At 33.1% G+C, this 15,278-nt stretch carries 12 protein-coding genes; 4 read left to right on the forward strand and 8 right to left on the reverse strand.

Going from position 1 to position 15,278, the window contains the following annotated elements; translation table 11 throughout:
- Positions 1-59: 59 nt before the first annotated feature.
- The 3 genes from BUE95_RS00910 to BUE95_RS00920 are packed head-to-tail and all read right to left on the reverse strand — an operon-like array spanning position 60 to position 5,544.
- Positions 60-821 (reverse strand): hypothetical protein, encoded by a 762-nt coding sequence (locus tag BUE95_RS00910; protein WP_143165208.1) that lies wholly within the window; start codon positions 819-821, stop codon positions 60-62.
- 18 nt (positions 822-839) lie between these two features.
- Positions 840-2,303: a RagB/SusD family nutrient uptake outer membrane protein gene (locus BUE95_RS00915; RefSeq protein ID WP_073582336.1), complete on the reverse strand. Its 1,464-nt coding sequence runs from the start codon at positions 2,301-2,303 to the stop codon at positions 840-842.
- Between the two features lie 10 nt (positions 2,304-2,313).
- Positions 2,314-5,544 (reverse strand): SusC/RagA family TonB-linked outer membrane protein, encoded by a 3,231-nt coding sequence (locus BUE95_RS00920; protein WP_073580550.1) that lies wholly within the window; start codon positions 5,542-5,544, stop codon positions 2,314-2,316.
- 198 nt (positions 5,545-5,742) lie between these two features.
- Between BUE95_RS00920 and BUE95_RS00925 the strand changes: the two genes are divergently transcribed.
- A complete protein-coding gene (locus tag BUE95_RS00925) occupies positions 5,743-6,402 on the forward strand; it encodes a ribonuclease HII (RefSeq protein WP_073580551.1) in 660 nt (219 codons plus the stop codon).
- Positions 6,403-6,409: 7 nt separating this feature from the next.
- Here BUE95_RS00925 and lipB read toward each other — a convergent pair whose 3' ends face one another.
- The gene (gene lipB / locus BUE95_RS00930) at positions 6,410-7,126 is read right to left on the reverse strand and encodes a lipoyl(octanoyl) transferase LipB (RefSeq protein WP_073580552.1); all 717 of its coding nucleotides are present in this window, start codon (positions 7,124-7,126) and stop codon (positions 6,410-6,412) included.
- Positions 7,127-7,365: 239 nt separating this feature from the next.
- Between lipB and lysS the strand changes: the two genes are divergently transcribed.
- From lysS to BUE95_RS00950, 3 genes are all read left to right on the forward strand, one after another.
- On the forward strand, positions 7,366-9,063 hold the full coding sequence (gene lysS, locus BUE95_RS00940) for a lysine--tRNA ligase (RefSeq protein WP_073580556.1): 1,698 nt from the start codon (positions 7,366-7,368) through the stop codon (positions 9,061-9,063).
- Positions 9,064-9,182: 119 nt separating this feature from the next.
- The gene (locus BUE95_RS00945; protein WP_073580558.1) at positions 9,183-9,629 is read left to right on the forward strand and encodes a hypothetical protein; all 447 of its coding nucleotides are present in this window, start codon (positions 9,183-9,185) and stop codon (positions 9,627-9,629) included.
- 72 nt (positions 9,630-9,701) lie between these two features.
- On the forward strand, positions 9,702-10,025 hold the full coding sequence (locus BUE95_RS00950) for a hypothetical protein (RefSeq protein ID WP_073580560.1): 324 nt from the start codon (positions 9,702-9,704) through the stop codon (positions 10,023-10,025).
- A gap of 29 nt (positions 10,026-10,054) precedes the next feature.
- On the opposite strand, the gene hemL is transcribed toward BUE95_RS00950, so the two are convergent.
- From hemL to BUE95_RS00970, 4 genes are read right to left on the reverse strand one after another with little or no spacing between them, the layout of a single operon-like run.
- Positions 10,055-11,341: a glutamate-1-semialdehyde 2,1-aminomutase gene (gene hemL, locus BUE95_RS00955; protein WP_073580562.1), complete on the reverse strand. Its 1,287-nt coding sequence runs from the start codon at positions 11,339-11,341 to the stop codon at positions 10,055-10,057.
- Entirely contained in the window at positions 11,341-12,192 is an 852-nt protein-coding gene (locus tag BUE95_RS00960) for a glucosaminidase domain-containing protein (RefSeq protein WP_073580564.1), read from the reverse strand. The genes hemL and BUE95_RS00960 overlap by 1 nt, the downstream gene beginning before the upstream one ends.
- Positions 12,185-13,096, reverse strand: a complete 912-nt coding sequence (locus tag BUE95_RS00965) for a 1-aminocyclopropane-1-carboxylate deaminase/D-cysteine desulfhydrase (protein WP_073580566.1) — start codon at positions 13,094-13,096, stop codon at positions 12,185-12,187. Before BUE95_RS00965 ends, BUE95_RS00960 begins: the two co-directional genes overlap by 8 nt.
- Before the next feature lie 48 nt (positions 13,097-13,144).
- Positions 13,145-14,992 carry a T9SS type A sorting domain-containing protein gene (locus BUE95_RS00970; RefSeq protein ID WP_073580568.1) on the reverse strand — a complete coding sequence of 616 codons (1,848 nt, stop codon included), beginning with the start codon at positions 14,990-14,992 and terminating at the stop codon, positions 13,145-13,147.
- Positions 14,993-15,278 lie beyond the last annotated feature (286 nt).

The raw sequence follows: 15,278 nt of genomic DNA on the forward strand, positions 1-15,278 counted from the left end.
TTTTAACAAAAAAAATAGCCAGTAAAAACTGGCTATTTAATATCAAATAAAATAATTACTTATTGAAGAGTAAAAGTGTGACTTCTTGAGAAAGCAAAATCTCCTGCTCTATTAGCAACTACAGTACCGTTAGCAGTAAGAATGTAAGAACCTACTACAGTTGCACTTGTTACCATACCATCACCATACTGATCTCTAATCGTAAAAGTATAATCACCATCAGGTAAACACAATATAAAATTTCTAACAGGTTGTAACGCACTTGTTGAACCATCAGTATACGGACCTCCAGATGCAACAGTAGCTCCAGAATTATCATCAACAATATCCCAACTTGTCTCACTTCCGTAACGATCTAATATCAATGATAAAGTAACTTTATTAAGTGTACAAAACTCTCTAACATTAACTTGTAACGTTTTACCTGTGTAAAGACCATTCTCTTCAACTAATTTAAGTTTAATATTTCTTGCATTAGACAAATCCAAATCAAAACCCTCAGTCTCAAAAGTTAAAGTTCCAAAATTTGAATTTGCAGGAATAGTAACAGTTGAAGGAATTGTAACATAATCCATATTTATTGTAGAAGTAGGATCTACTACAACATTAAAAGTTCTGTCAGCACCTGATACCTGCGTTACGTAAACTTTTACATCTGTAGACAAGGTCTCACCAGGAGCTACTTCTATATTCTTTGTTAATGTTTCAAAAGTAGCATAATTAAAGTCTGTAGCAGCAGCATCATCCTCTGTACATCCTTGAAAAACAAATGCTAAAGACAGAAACATTACAAAATATTTAGTCATATTTAGTATTTTCATAATTAAATTTTTCTTAAGTTAGTTTTGGTCATTAATATTAGGATTGTAAAGAATCTCAGCCTGAGGAATAGAAAACTTCAATCTTGGATCATTATAAGGAACGGCTACACCAGGTTGAAACAAGTGATTAGTTCCTCTATTTATTGTCGCCTGATTACGCTTCATCGCTAAATAACTCTTTCCTTCACCCCAAAGCTCTATTCTAGTTTGTTTATAAATTTCATCCTGTAAAGCGTTACCAGTTAAAGAACTTATGTAAGAAGTACTAGGAATACGAGAAGTTAACAACTGAATTAATCTATTTTGAGCTTCAGTCTCACGTCCAGTCTTAGCAGCAGTCTCAGCATTTAATAAATAGATTTCATCTATTCTCATGTAAACATAATCAGTAACAACTACACGTTGCCCTCCAATAACTCTATTAGGATCATAAAACTTGTTAACAGGTCTTAATTGAGTATCAAACTGACCTTTTCTAACGTCATCAGAAGGAATAGCATTAAACAAAGTTCTATCAATAGATTTTCTATCTCCAGCCCATTGATAACTGTATGTGTATAAATCCATTTGACCCCACCAAGAAATAAGATCTAAACCTTGATCAGTTGTCAAATCTACACCCCACATCCATGATGGAGAAGTGTTAATGTTGTTAAAACCACCTAATAATTCAGTAGCAGTAGTTAAAGGATAAACACCACTGTTAATAATTTCTTCTGTTAAAAGATAAGCATCTTCATTATTACCCATAGCAGCATAAGTGTAAGCTAATAAAGCTTTAGCAACATTTTGATCAACCTGATTTTTAGCCGTACGATTAAAATCTGACATAAGTGAAATAGCATCCTGTAAGTCTGACTCAATTAAGTCGTAAACTTCAGCAGTTGTACTCTTTGGAAGTGATTGCTGAGTTGTTTCAGTATAAATAGGTAAAATCTCTCTCGAAGCGTCATAATCTCTGGTGTAAATTTGAGCAAGATAAAAATAAGAATAAGCTCTCAAAGCTTTAGCTTGACCCATTAACCATCTGTTTTCTGCTAAAGCAGGAACAGCATCATTACCTCCAAGTGCTGTAATTACAATATTAGTAGAACGAATAATTCTGTAATAATATCTCCAAGGGATATAATTTTCATTTCTGGTAAAATCAACAGTTGATTGATAATCAACAAAGTTTCTATACCAATTGTAAGTGTTTTGAGATAAAGCAATATCACCAGACAACATATCCGTCCAAATATCTACACCTTTTTGACCAAAATCAGTGTGATCTGTCGTACCGCCAGTACCAACTTCAAACATCAATGAATAAATACCAGATACTGTACCTCTCAAAAGGTCAGGATTATTCTGAGAAGCCTCACCTAACTGTTCTTGAGTTAAAAACTCAGTAGGAGAAGTTTCAAGAAAATCAGAGTTACAACCAACTGTTAAAAACAACAGTGGTGTAAAAAACGATAAAATTAAAGTTCTTTTTTTCATATTTTTTTTTTTAAAATTCAACTCTTAATCCAATGCTGAATGTAGAAAGTGGAGAATAACGATAAGTATTAGAAGACCCATTCTCCGAAGTTGATGGATTGAAACCATTTCTCTTACTCAAGAACAATAGATTATCTCCAGATGCATAGATATTAAAATTAGATAATCTCAATTTTTCAGATACAGCATTTGGCAAAGTATAACCTAATCTAACATTATTCAAACCTAAATAATCTGCTTTAGTTAAAAATCTTGTAGAAACAGCATTAACGTTAGCATCAGCAGCAGCAGATAATCTTGGGATGTTAGTTATATCCCCAGCTTCTTGCCATCTTCCTTTAATATCAGTATGCCAGTTATTTTGACCTAAAGAACCGTTACCCATTAATCCAGCATAAGCACCATCATATGCATAACCACCAATACTATATGTAAATTGAGTAGTTAAATCGAAGTTTTTGTAATTAGCATTCAATCTAAACGCACCTCTCACTTTTGGAATAGCAGATTTACCAATAAATTTCTGAGTTGCATCAGCATAATTTGTAGTAGTTGTTTGACCAACGTTAGCATTCGCATTTGTACCTAAGTAATCTGTTAAAGATCTAATAATTACATCCCCAGTATCAAAAATTCCGTTAGCATTAATATCGTCAAAATTCATATACCACATACCAACACCGGTAGCAGGATCTACACCAGCCCAATCTCTCATATAAAAATCATAAACTGATTTACCTTTTGCCCATCCATATGGTGCATTAGAAACATCAATCAATCTAGGCTCTCCAGTTGAAGGATCTAAAGGCATTCTTATAAGTTCATTCTTTAAAATTTCACCATTAATACCGAATTCTAAACTTAAATCTTGTTTTGTTTTACCCTTAATAAGTTGAGCATTTAAATCGAATTCTATACCTTGGTTACGTAATTGACCATCATTAACTCTAACAATTGCTATACCCTCCGCTGGACCAACTCGTCTATCAAAAAACAAATCTTCAGTATCCTTAACATAATAATCAACATTTACATCAAGAAAATCAAAAAATCTTGATTCTAAACCAACTTGGAAAATTTTAGATGTTTCCCATGTTAAATTAGGATTACCATTTGATAAAATTGGTATTGAATAATCATCATTCAAATTCCCAATTCCGAAAGTATCATAACCTGCATAAAAACCAACACCTTCTTGATCACCTAATTCTCCATAACTAGTTTTAAGTTTTAAACTATTTACAAAACTAACATTTTCCATAAAAGACTCTCTTGATATTAACCAAGATGCTCCAATAGAACCAAAAGTACCCCATTTGTTATTTTTAAATCTAGAAGAACCGTCACGTCTTGCAGAAGCAGTAAAATAGTATTTACCACCATAATTATAGTTAAACTGTCCAAAGTAACTTTCTAATGAAGAAGTATTTGTGTAAGATCCTGGAGGAGAAGAAACAATGATATATTGATCTAAATCAAAAGTATCATACAATACCGCCTTCTGCTTACTAGCAAATGAAATATTCTGTTTAAGATTGTTAGACTCATGAGCTGCGAATAATTCTACGTTATGCTGACCAAAAGTATTTTTATATCTTAATAATTGTAAAAAGTTTTGTCTTAACAATCTTGTTTGTTGTTTAAACAACGAACCAAATTGTTGAGCTGCAGAACCATAGAACGGATTTCTTCTATCATTGTACTCATTATCATAAAATTGAGCACCATAACGAGTTTCAAGAGTTAAATTTTTAGTGAATTTAATATCAAAATTAAAATTACCTAAAAGTTCATGTCTATCATTCAAACTTCTATCGTATAAAGCATCTGCAATTGCATTAGTCAAACCACCGAATGCTCTAGAACCAGAAGTTCCATCACCATAATCATATTGATAACCTCCAAAAAATGGATCTGGAATCTTATTTCCATTAACATCTCTTGAAAACAATGGATAAATTGAAGGGATATTATCTACAAACCAGAAGATACTTCCAGAATCAGCTGACTGTCCGTTGTTATTAGTTCTTGACCCAGAATATGAAATATTAGCACCTGCACTTAACCAATCAGTTGGATTGTGATTTACATTTAATCTAGCCGTATAACGTTTATAGTCAGAGTTTATAATGTATCCTTCATCATTTAAAAATCCAAAAGAACTAAAGAAATTTGTTTTATCACTACTACCAGAAAATCTTACATTAGATTCTTGTCTGTATGAAGTTTGGAAACCATAATCTTCCCAATCTTCAGGAGAATACTTTCTTGTAACACCAGGTCTAACAGTTCTTGTCACAGGATCTATCAAATCAGCTCCACTTGCAACATTCCACATGTTATAACCAGGACTAATACCTCCTGCAGAAAACAAAGTATTGTTTGCAAAAGCAACTGGGTCTGGCTGACTAGTCGCAACACCTCTGTTATATAAAGCCTCCCATGATAAACCAATATAATCTTCTGGAGATTCTATGACATCATATCTTGGCAACAAAGCAACGTTAACACTTGTTCTGAAATCCACACTAACTGAAGAGCGCTCTTTTTTACCATTCTTAGTAGTTATCACAATCACCCCATTTGAACCCCTAGAACCATAAACAGCTGTAGCTGCAGCATCTTTCAAAACAACCATTGATTCAACATCAGCAGGATTAACAGAATTCATATTATCCACACTCATCGGTACCCCATCTACAACATACAAAGGGTTTCTATTACCATTAACCGAACCAAAACCACGAATCCTAATTGTTGCAAATGTACCTGGTTGACCAGAAGTAGTAATTACATTAACACCCGCAACTTCACCTTTTAAAGCCTGAGTAATATTTGAAACCGATTTAGCTTCAACATTCTCTGTCTTAACTGAAGTCGCTGTTCCAATAAAAGCTTCTTTAGTTGTAGATCCATAACCAACTACAACCACTTCTTTTCCAACCACAACATCGTCTTGTAAAGAAACGCTGTAAGAATTAGAAGCACCTACAGTTAATTTAGTAGTTTTTTTCCCAGTGTAAGAAACTATTAAAACTTCACCTTGTCTAGTCTTGATAGTAAATTTACCATCAAAATCTGTTGTAGTACCACGAGTTGTACCTTCAACAATAACGTTTGCACCAGCGATTGGGCCTAGTTCGTCAGAAACTACACCTGTTACAGTTTTCTCTTGTGCGAACGAAAACTGCATTGTAAACGCTACTAAAAGCGTAAAAATCCATTTGAACTTCGATCTCATATTAAATTTATTTGAGTTAGTTATTCCGCAAACTTCTTAATAATTTCTTAAATAAACAAATAATACTTCGGAATATTACTAATTTATTTTTGTTAAAGTTTTTGTCTTAAAAAAACATTATGCGAAACAATAACATCTTTTAGATGAGGATTTATCAAAAAGGTTGCGCTAAAAATTATATTTTTGTCAAAAAAAAGAATGTTAAGTAAAAGTTACAGTAATTTAATACTAGAAGCTGGCACTGATGAAGCTGGAAGAGGTTGTTTAGCAGGACCTGTAACGGCAGCAGCAATTCTAATTCCTGACAATTTCAAGTTGAATCTTTTAAACGATTCGAAACAACTTTCTGAAAAGATTAGAGAAAAATTAAAACCTGAAATAGAAAAGAAAGCTACTTCTTTTGCTATTTCCCACATTTACCCCAATGAAATTGACGATATTAACATCTTAAATGCCTCCATGAAAGCAATGCAGGAATGTATTTTACAACTTAACCCAATCCCTGAATACCTCATTGTTGATGGTAATCGTCCAATAAATGGAAAATTAGGAATGAAACAAAAAATAGGAAGAATTTTCACAAAAGACGAAATCAACCTTTTAAAATCGATCCCAAATACCAGCATAATAAAGGGTGACAGCAAATATTTAAGTATTGCCGCTGCTTCAGTTTTAGCCAAAACCTATCGCGACGAATACATGAATAGAATTCATGAAGAATTTCCTATGTATAATTGGAAAAAAAACAAAGGATACCCTACAAAAGACCATAGGGAGGCAATCAAAAAATATGGTCCTTGTAGATATCACCGCTTGAGTTTTCGACTACTACCAGAACAATTAACTTTAGATTTGTGATTTGAAATTAATGATTTTGGAATTTAGAAGCAATAATCGCTGCCTCAAACAACTTTTGAAAATGTGTTAGGATTTTTTCTTTTACCTTTTGTTCGTCTACTTCTTGTTTTAATTCTACATGCATTGAAGTAACGGCTTTTCCTTTAATTCCACAGGGTATAATATTATCAAAATAACCCAAATCTGCATTAACATTTAATGCGAAACCGTGCATGGTTACCCAGCGTGATGCCCGAACTCCCATAGCACAAATTTTTCTTGCAAATGGTGTTCCAACATCAAACCAAACTCCAGTTTCTCCTTCGCTTCGAGTTCCGTTTAAACCGTATTCTGCTAGCGTTAGAATGATAGCTTCTTCTAAAAGACGTAGGTATTTATGAATGTCTGTAAAAAAATTTTCTAAATCTAAAATAGGATAACCCACGATTTGTCCCGGACCATGATAGGTAATATCGCCACCTCTATTGATTTTATAAAACGAAGCTCCTTTTGCTTCCAATTGTTTTTCTGAAAGCAATAAGTTTGAAATATCACCGCTTTTACCTAAAGTGTAAACATGAGGGTGTTCTACATATAAAAAATAATTTGGTGTAGCAATTGAAGTTTCCTCTATCCTATTTTGTACTTTAATATCTACAATTTCTTTGAATAATGCTTCTTGATAATCCCAAGTGTCTTTATAATCTTTTTTTCCTAAATCTAAAAGTTGGACTTCTTTATTCATAGCAAACGAAATTGTGTTTTGTAAAGTGAAGCAAAGATACGAATAGTTTTTCGATGTTTGGAATATGGAAAATTTAAAAAAACTTGAAACCTGAAACCTGAAACTTGAAACCTGAAACTTGAAACCTGAAACTTGAAACCTGAAACTTGAAACCTGAAACTTGAAACCTGAAACTTGAAACCTGAAACTTTTGAACTTGAAACAAAATAAATTATCTTTGCACCCTTAAATAAAATACTATGCAACTTTCGGAACAAGAAATCATTAGAAGAGACAAATTAAACGCTTTGCGTGAACTTGGAATTAACCCTTATCCAGCAGATTTATTTCCTGTGAACCACACTTCTAAACAAGTGAAGGAGAATTTTCAGGAAGGAAAGAAGGTTATTTTGGCTGGACGTTTGATGAGTGTTCGTGATCAAGGAAAAGCTGCATTCGCTGAATTACAAGATAGCGAAGGTAGAATGCAATTGTATTTTAATAGAGATGTTATTTGCACAAGTGAAGACAAAACACTTTACAACCAAGTTTTTAGAAAATTAACTGATTTAGGAGATTTCATAGGAATAGAAGGCGAATTGTTCACTACAAAAGTTGGTGCACAATGTGTTCAAGTTACCGATTTCAAAATATTAAGTAAAACTTTAAAACCGCTTCCTTTACCCAAAACAGATGAATCGGGAAATGTGTATGATGCTTTTACCGATCCAGAATTACGTTACCGTATGCGCTACGTAGATTTAGTCGTGAATCCGCAAGTGAAAGAGGTTTTCATGAAAAGAACCAAATTGTTCACCGCTATGCGAACGTTTTTCAATGAAGCGGGTTATATGGAAGTAGAAACTCCGGTTTTACAATCGATTCCCGGAGGAGCAGCTGCTCGTCCTTTTATTACACATCATAACAGTTTAGATATTCCATTATACATGCGAATTGCTAACGAATTATATCTGAAAAGATTAATCGTGGGTGGATTTGACGGTGTTTATGAATTTTCAAAAAACTTTCGTAACGAAGGAATGGACAGAACGCACAATCCAGAATTTACCGCAATGGAAATTTATGTAGCATACAAAGACTACAATTGGATGATGGAAATGACCGAAAATTTATTAGAATATTGCGCTTTACAAGTAAACGGAACCACTGAAGCTACTTTTGGAGAACACAAAGTAAACTTCAAAGCACCCTACGCAAGAGTAAGCATGACTGAAGCTATTAAACAATTTACTGGTTTTGATATTACTGGAAAATCGGAAGATGAATTGCGTGAAGCAGCTAAATCTATGGGAATCGAAGTTGACGATACCATGGGTAAAGGAAAATTAATTGATGAAATTTTTGGCGAGAAATGTGAAGGTAATTTTATTCAACCCACCTTTATTACCGATTACCCGAAAGAAATGTCTCCTTTGTGCAAATCACACCGCAATAATCCAGAATTAACGGAACGTTTTGAATTAATGGTTTGCGGTAAAGAAATAGCTAACGCCTATTCCGAATTAAACGATCCAATTGATCAACGTGAGCGTTTCGAAGCTCAAATGGCTTTAGCCGCAAAAGGTGATGACGAAGCAAACGGAATTATCGATGAAGATTTTTTAAGAGCTTTGGAATATGGAATGCCTCCAACATCTGGTTTAGGAATTGGAATGGACCGATTAATTATGTTTTTAACGAATAATCAATCGATTCAAGAAGTGTTGTTCTTCCCACAAATGCGACCTGAGAAAAAAGGTCCAGAATTAACTGAGGATGAAAAACATATTATTGAAGTTTTAAAAGCTAACGAAGGTATATCTATTGGTGAATTAAAAACAAAATCAGAATTAAGCGGTAAAAAATGGGATGCAGCAAGTAAAAGCTTAAGCAAGCATGGTTTAATGCGAGTTATTGTTGATGGAGAAAATAAAATTGCTGAATACTTGGGAAAATAAACTTTTATAAAGATCAAAAAAAAAAGCGAAACTTCCATTATAGAGTTTCGCTTTTTTGTTTCAAATTAAACCTTTTCATTTTTTTAATATCTTATCAATAACCTTTAAATAGAAAAAAGATGAAAAAATTGATTTTAACAACAACTCTATTCGTATCTACACTAACATTTGCACAAGAGGGAAAGAAAAGCGGAGAAAAATTGACTCAAGAGCAACAAACAGAATTGCAAGTAAAAAACATGACGCTTCAATTAGATTTAGATGAAAAACAACAAAAGGAAATAAAATCCATACTTGTAGAACAAAACAAAAAAAGAGAAGCTAAAATTGCCGCACTGAAGAAGAGAAAAGAAAAAGGAGATACACTATCGGCTGATGAAAAGTTTGCAATTAAAAATGAAATGCTTGATGATCAAATTGAAAAAAAAGCTCAAATGAGAAAAGTTTTGAAGCCAGAACAATTTCTTAAATGGGAACAAAACCTTGAAAACAGAAGAGAAAAAAGGAATATCAAGAGACAAAAAGGAATGATAAAAAGAAAAAAAGCAGAATCAATCGAAAAATAGTTTCCTTGTTTTTTTGGGTTGTCTAAAAAATTCTATTATATTTGGTTTCAAAGAACTACAAAAAACATTATAATGAAAAAATTACTTTTACTACTTTCTTTACTTTTTGGTTTTACAACCGCTATGTTTTCTCAAGAGGTTAACATTGAAAGTTTAGCAAAAAAAGATACTGCTGAATTAACTCAAGCACTAAAATTAAATGATGAGCTTTCAGCCAAAGTATACGATGTGTTTTTACACAAACATAAATCTTTAACCCTTCTTAATCTTTCAAACGAAGAAAAAAAAGATTTATATAAAAGAACCAAAAAAAACATAAAAGAAATGCTAGGAAAACCTGAGTTAATTCTTTTAGAAAAAAATAGCGCATTATTTAACAAGCTAACTTCTGAATAAAAATAAACCCGCAATTGCGGGTTTATTTTTTATAATTCTTTTGCTGTCTCCTGAATTGCAGCAATAGTAAAATCAAGGTCTTCATAGGTTAATGCATCGGTAATAAACCAAGTTTCATATGCAGATGGAGCTATATATATTCCACGTTTCAATAATCCGTGGAAAAATTTCTTAAAAGTCTCATTATCTCCGCTTTTAGCAGTAGTAAAATCATAAACTGGATTCGCATCAAAATGAACAGATATCATAGAACCCACACGATTAATGGTAAACACTACGTTAGCATCGGTTAATACTTTTTGAATTCCGCTTTCTAAATAAGCTGTTTTTTCTTCTAATCGAGAAAAAATTCCAGGATCTGTATTTAAAGCCTTTAGCATTTCATAACCTGCAGCCATTGCTAATGGGTTTCCAGACAAAGTTCCTGCTTGATAAATAGGACCCAATGGCGCCAAGTGATTCATGATCTCTTCTCGAGCAGCAAAAGCTCCTACAGGCAAACCGCCACCGATTACTTTTCCAAAACAAACAATATCAGCTTGAATTCCGTATAATTCTTGTACTCCACCTTTTGCTAAGCGGAATCCCGTCATTACCTCATCAAAAATTAACAATGTACCATTCTCCGAACAAACACTTCGTAAAGCTTCTAAGAATCCTTTTGCTGGTGGAATACAGCCCATATTTCCCGCAACAGGCTCAACTATAATAGCCGCAATTTGGTTTTTGTTGGCCTCAAAAAGTGCTTTTACATTTTCAATATCGTTATAGGAAGCCAATAACGTATCTTTTGCTGTTCCTTCGGTTACTCCTGGACTATTTGGCATACCAAATGTGCTTAAACCGCTTCCTGCTGCAATTAAAAACGAATCGGAATGACCGTGATAACAACCCGAGAATTTAATGATTTTATCGCGCTTAGTGTAACCTCTTGCCAAACGAATAGCACTCATACACGCCTCGGTACCAGAATTAACAAAACGAATTTTATCAATATTTGGAACCATAGAAACGGCCAATTGAGCAATTTCTGTTTCTAACGCTGTTGGCATTCCGAAAGAAGTTCCTTTTTTAGCTTTTTCAACTACTGCATTGACCACAGGTTCATAAGCGTGCCCCAAAATCATAGGCCCCCATGAATTGATATAATCAATCAAACGATTTCCATCTTCATCATATAAATAAGCTCCTTTGGCTTCTTTTACAAATATGGGAGTCCCACCAACTCCTTTGAATGCTCTAACTGGTGAATTTACACCTCCAGGTATTACTTTATTTGCCTCAACAAATAATTCGCTACTTCTCTTATATAACATTATTTAATTTTTATTTTCTGTCCAACATTGATTGCATTATCTGACAAATCGTTTATTTTTTTTAAATCTTCAACAGAAAGATTAAACTTTCTAGATAATGAGTAAAGTGTATCTCCTTGCTGTATGGTATAGAAACCTGTTGAGCTCTCCGACAAAACATCTTTTTTTACAGGTTTAAAATCCCGACTTAATACTTCATTATCAAATTTATACAATTCAAAACGCTCAATAATCCCTATTAATTTATTAGGGTATTTATTATCAGTTGCATATCCTGCCGCTTTCAATCCTTTGGCCCAAGCTTCATAATCTCCCTTATCTAATTTAAATAAACTTGCATAGCGACTTCTAGAAGTTAAAAAATAAGAATGATCTCGATAGGATTCGGATGGATGGTTGTACTTTCGAAAACACTCTTGTGCAGCATCATCATCATGCCTTACACTTTCTCCTGTCCAACCTGTATGACATTTTATTCCAAAATGATTATTAGCAGTTTGTGCTAACTTTCCTTTTCCAGCCCCTGACTCTAGTATCCCTTGTGCTAAAGTTATACTAGCTGGAATACCGTGTTCTTTCATGTTGCTTTTAGCAATCTCTTGAAAACTTGCAATATAAAATCTAATCTCTTGTTCATACGTTCTAACATTAGAAGTCGCTTCTAATTGAACCTCTTTATCACTATCCCCTTTGGTAGTTTTTGTTGAAGTTTTTGGTTGAGATGTAATAACCTCCGTCCCCTTTTTGGTTTTAGTAGCAGTTTTAGTTTTTGAAGTACTAACAACAGATCGTGAACTGTTGCAACTCGCTATAAAAAGAACCAATAAAAATAAGGCTGCTTTTTTACTCATTGTATTGTATTATTTCTTTATTTTTCTTTCTTAAAAACTCATTCATCCCCTGAATACCTTGCAAACCTCCGGTATGAATAGCTAAAATTTTCGAACCCGGTTTAAAATATCCTTTAAGAATTAAATCACAAATACCAAACATCATTTTAGCTGTATATACAGGATCTAATGGAATTTTTGTTTGCATGTAAAATTGATTCATAAAGCAAATTAATTCTTCTGTAACTTTTCCATATCCACCAAAATGATAGTCAGAATTTATGTTCCAATTTTCTTTCTTTACAAAATTACGAATTACATCAGATAAAAAATCACCTTTTAATGAAGAAAATCCAATATTTTCTTGATTTTCATTGGAAGAATTTATAATTCCTGATATTGTTCCTCCTGTCCCCATTGCGCAACATACGTAATCAAATGCCATTTTATCTTCTTCTGTTAAAATTTCTTCACACCCCTTTATGGCAAAATCGTTTGTTCCTCCTTCTGGTATTAAATAAAAATCTCCGAAAAGTTCATTTAATTTTTTTAAGAAAGTTTCATCTGCTTTATTCCGAAAAGTAGTCCTATCAACAAAATGCAACAGCATTTGGTGTTTTCTAGCAAACCGAAGAGAGGCATTATCCTCAATTTGACTAACAAGTTCTTCCCCTCGAATTACACCTATTGTTCGAAAACCATTAGCTCTTCCAGCAGCTGCAACAGCAACTATATGGTTGGAAAAAGCTCCACCAAAAGTTAATAATGTATGGCACCCGCTTCTTTTTGCTTCTTGCAAATTATACTTTAACTTCCTATATTTATTACCAGAGATGACAGGATGAAGCAAATCTTCTCTTTTTATATAGAGTTCGATTTGGTTTGGAAACTGTATTTTTACTTTTTGATTTAGACTTTTTTCCATAAAAAAAGCAGCTTATTTAGCTGCTTTCAAATATACTATAATAGTTTTTTATTTTTTATAAATCGAAACTTTTTTACTCAATTCTAAATTATCCGAAGTAATTGCTTTTACAACATATATTCCATCACTCAAATTTGATGTAGAAAATTCGTAGGTATTATTTGTTCCTAAATTTTGTTGCATCATTACTAATTTTCCTGTGATATCATACAAAGATAGAGAAGCAATCTCTTTATTAAAGGTATTTGCTATTGTTAAAAGCCCTGAAATATTGTTTTGATATACATTAAATATAGACGCTACCTCGTCTGGGGTTGTTAACGTTTCATCTGTATTCTTAAAAGTGATTTCAAATCTCGTTTTGTTGTTACCCGCTGGCAATTGCATATCAAAAAATCCATTTTTAATATCATGGTAAATTTGTGTCTCTTTATCATAAAGGTATACATTTTGATTGGCATCAAAATTAGACACTTCTTTAACCTGAATTTTGAAATTTGCAGGCTGTGCACATCTAAACCCAACAGGAATTCTTTTGTCTATATCAAACTTTACAGCGGTTGCTATATACTCAAATGGCCTATCTGCTAGTACATAATAAAACTCATTAGCTTCTGATGAAGGAGATTGACCATCTGCACCATAGTCAAATCCATCAGTAGCATTGTCTAAAAAAGCAATTGTAGTAGGACGAACTCCAATATTGTTGTACATGGCGTGTATTCTAATGTAAGGTGCAGTTGTTCGTTTAATTTGCGTGTAGTCTATACCTGCTACATTTGGAATTTCGGGGAAATATTCAGAAGACTCTTCGTTTTGGTTTTCTGTTGTATTATTGTTTGAAGTAATTCTTGCAAATTGAGAATTGTTAACCGCACCTTCTCTTCTGTAGACACGGAAACTATTTTTCATGGTAACATTTCCATTCGCTCTACCTCTAACCATGAAACCTTGTCCAATTGGAACAAACCTTCTTTCGTAAAATGAACCTGTTCCTCCCGTTAACGGACCGTTATTACCCGAAGCATCAACACTCGTAAAAGCCGCTGGCGTGTAAATCCCTGTTGCTGGATTGAAAATACCGTACCCCCCCTGATATTGTGCTAGTGTGTGTGTATTTATGGGTACTTGTTCATAAAAATAAGCTTGTCCATTGATAACACTTGCATTATCTGGATCCATTAAAAAGGCATATAAATCAATGGCACTTGGATAAGGATTTCCAATCAATGTTGAATTTGCATTTGCCACTGGCATTACTATAGTACCATCATTCGGTTTTCCTCTAAAATCATAACGTTGTCCACTGCCGCTGTTGTTTTGAATTCCTTCTAACGGATGGGCTATTGTTGTATCAGTTCCTCCTGTTCCTTTCATAGAAAAACCTTCACCTGGATTAATAGCAGTAGCACTTCCTACAAAAGACCACTGACCGTATGAACTAGCTGTAATAAATCGCCAGATCCAATAAGGCGCTATAGCTAAAGGATTGGCTGTTCCATTGTAATTGTTATTTGGTAAAATTATTGCTGGATTGCTAGTGGTTATTCCCGTAGGTTGATGTAACATAGTTATCCCAAAAGGTTCATTTCCTGGTGTCCCAGACGCATTTCCTACAGGGGAACACCAATAGTTATATTGAAAATTATTAACTGTACCTTCTTGATAAACAGACAACTTACCCTCTCCTTTGTTTACTCCTAACCCTGCACCTCCTTGAAGAAGTTGCGAATTGTTTCTTAAAAATAAATTTCCATTGTTTTGTAAATCAACATCTTGTTTTACATACAAGAATTGATTGTTTACAAAAACAAAACTATTTGGACTAACATACAATTGTGAATAAGAAAAAAAAGCGGTAAAAAGCAAGCAAGTAATAAATAAAAATCTATTCATAAAACTGAATCTTAGTAAATTAGGTTGCAAAGATAATAGTTTAAAAAAAATATAAAACAGTTATTACTCAAAACTTACCACTTATTAACTGAAATTTACCATTTATTATTTTAAAAAATACATATTTAATAAATTTTTTCTTATATATAAAATGTTAAATAAATTAACAAAAGTGCTTTTCATCGATTTAATAAATCAACTTGTCGGTAATTTTCTTGATTTTTTTAAAAAAATCAAGAAGGAGATTTTAACATCTGTTTTTTTTAACATTAATTTATACATTTGT

This window comes from Flavobacterium cucumis (assembly GCF_900148835.1).
Taxonomy (GTDB): Bacteria; Bacteroidota; Bacteroidia; order Flavobacteriales; family Flavobacteriaceae; genus Flavobacterium; species Flavobacterium cucumis.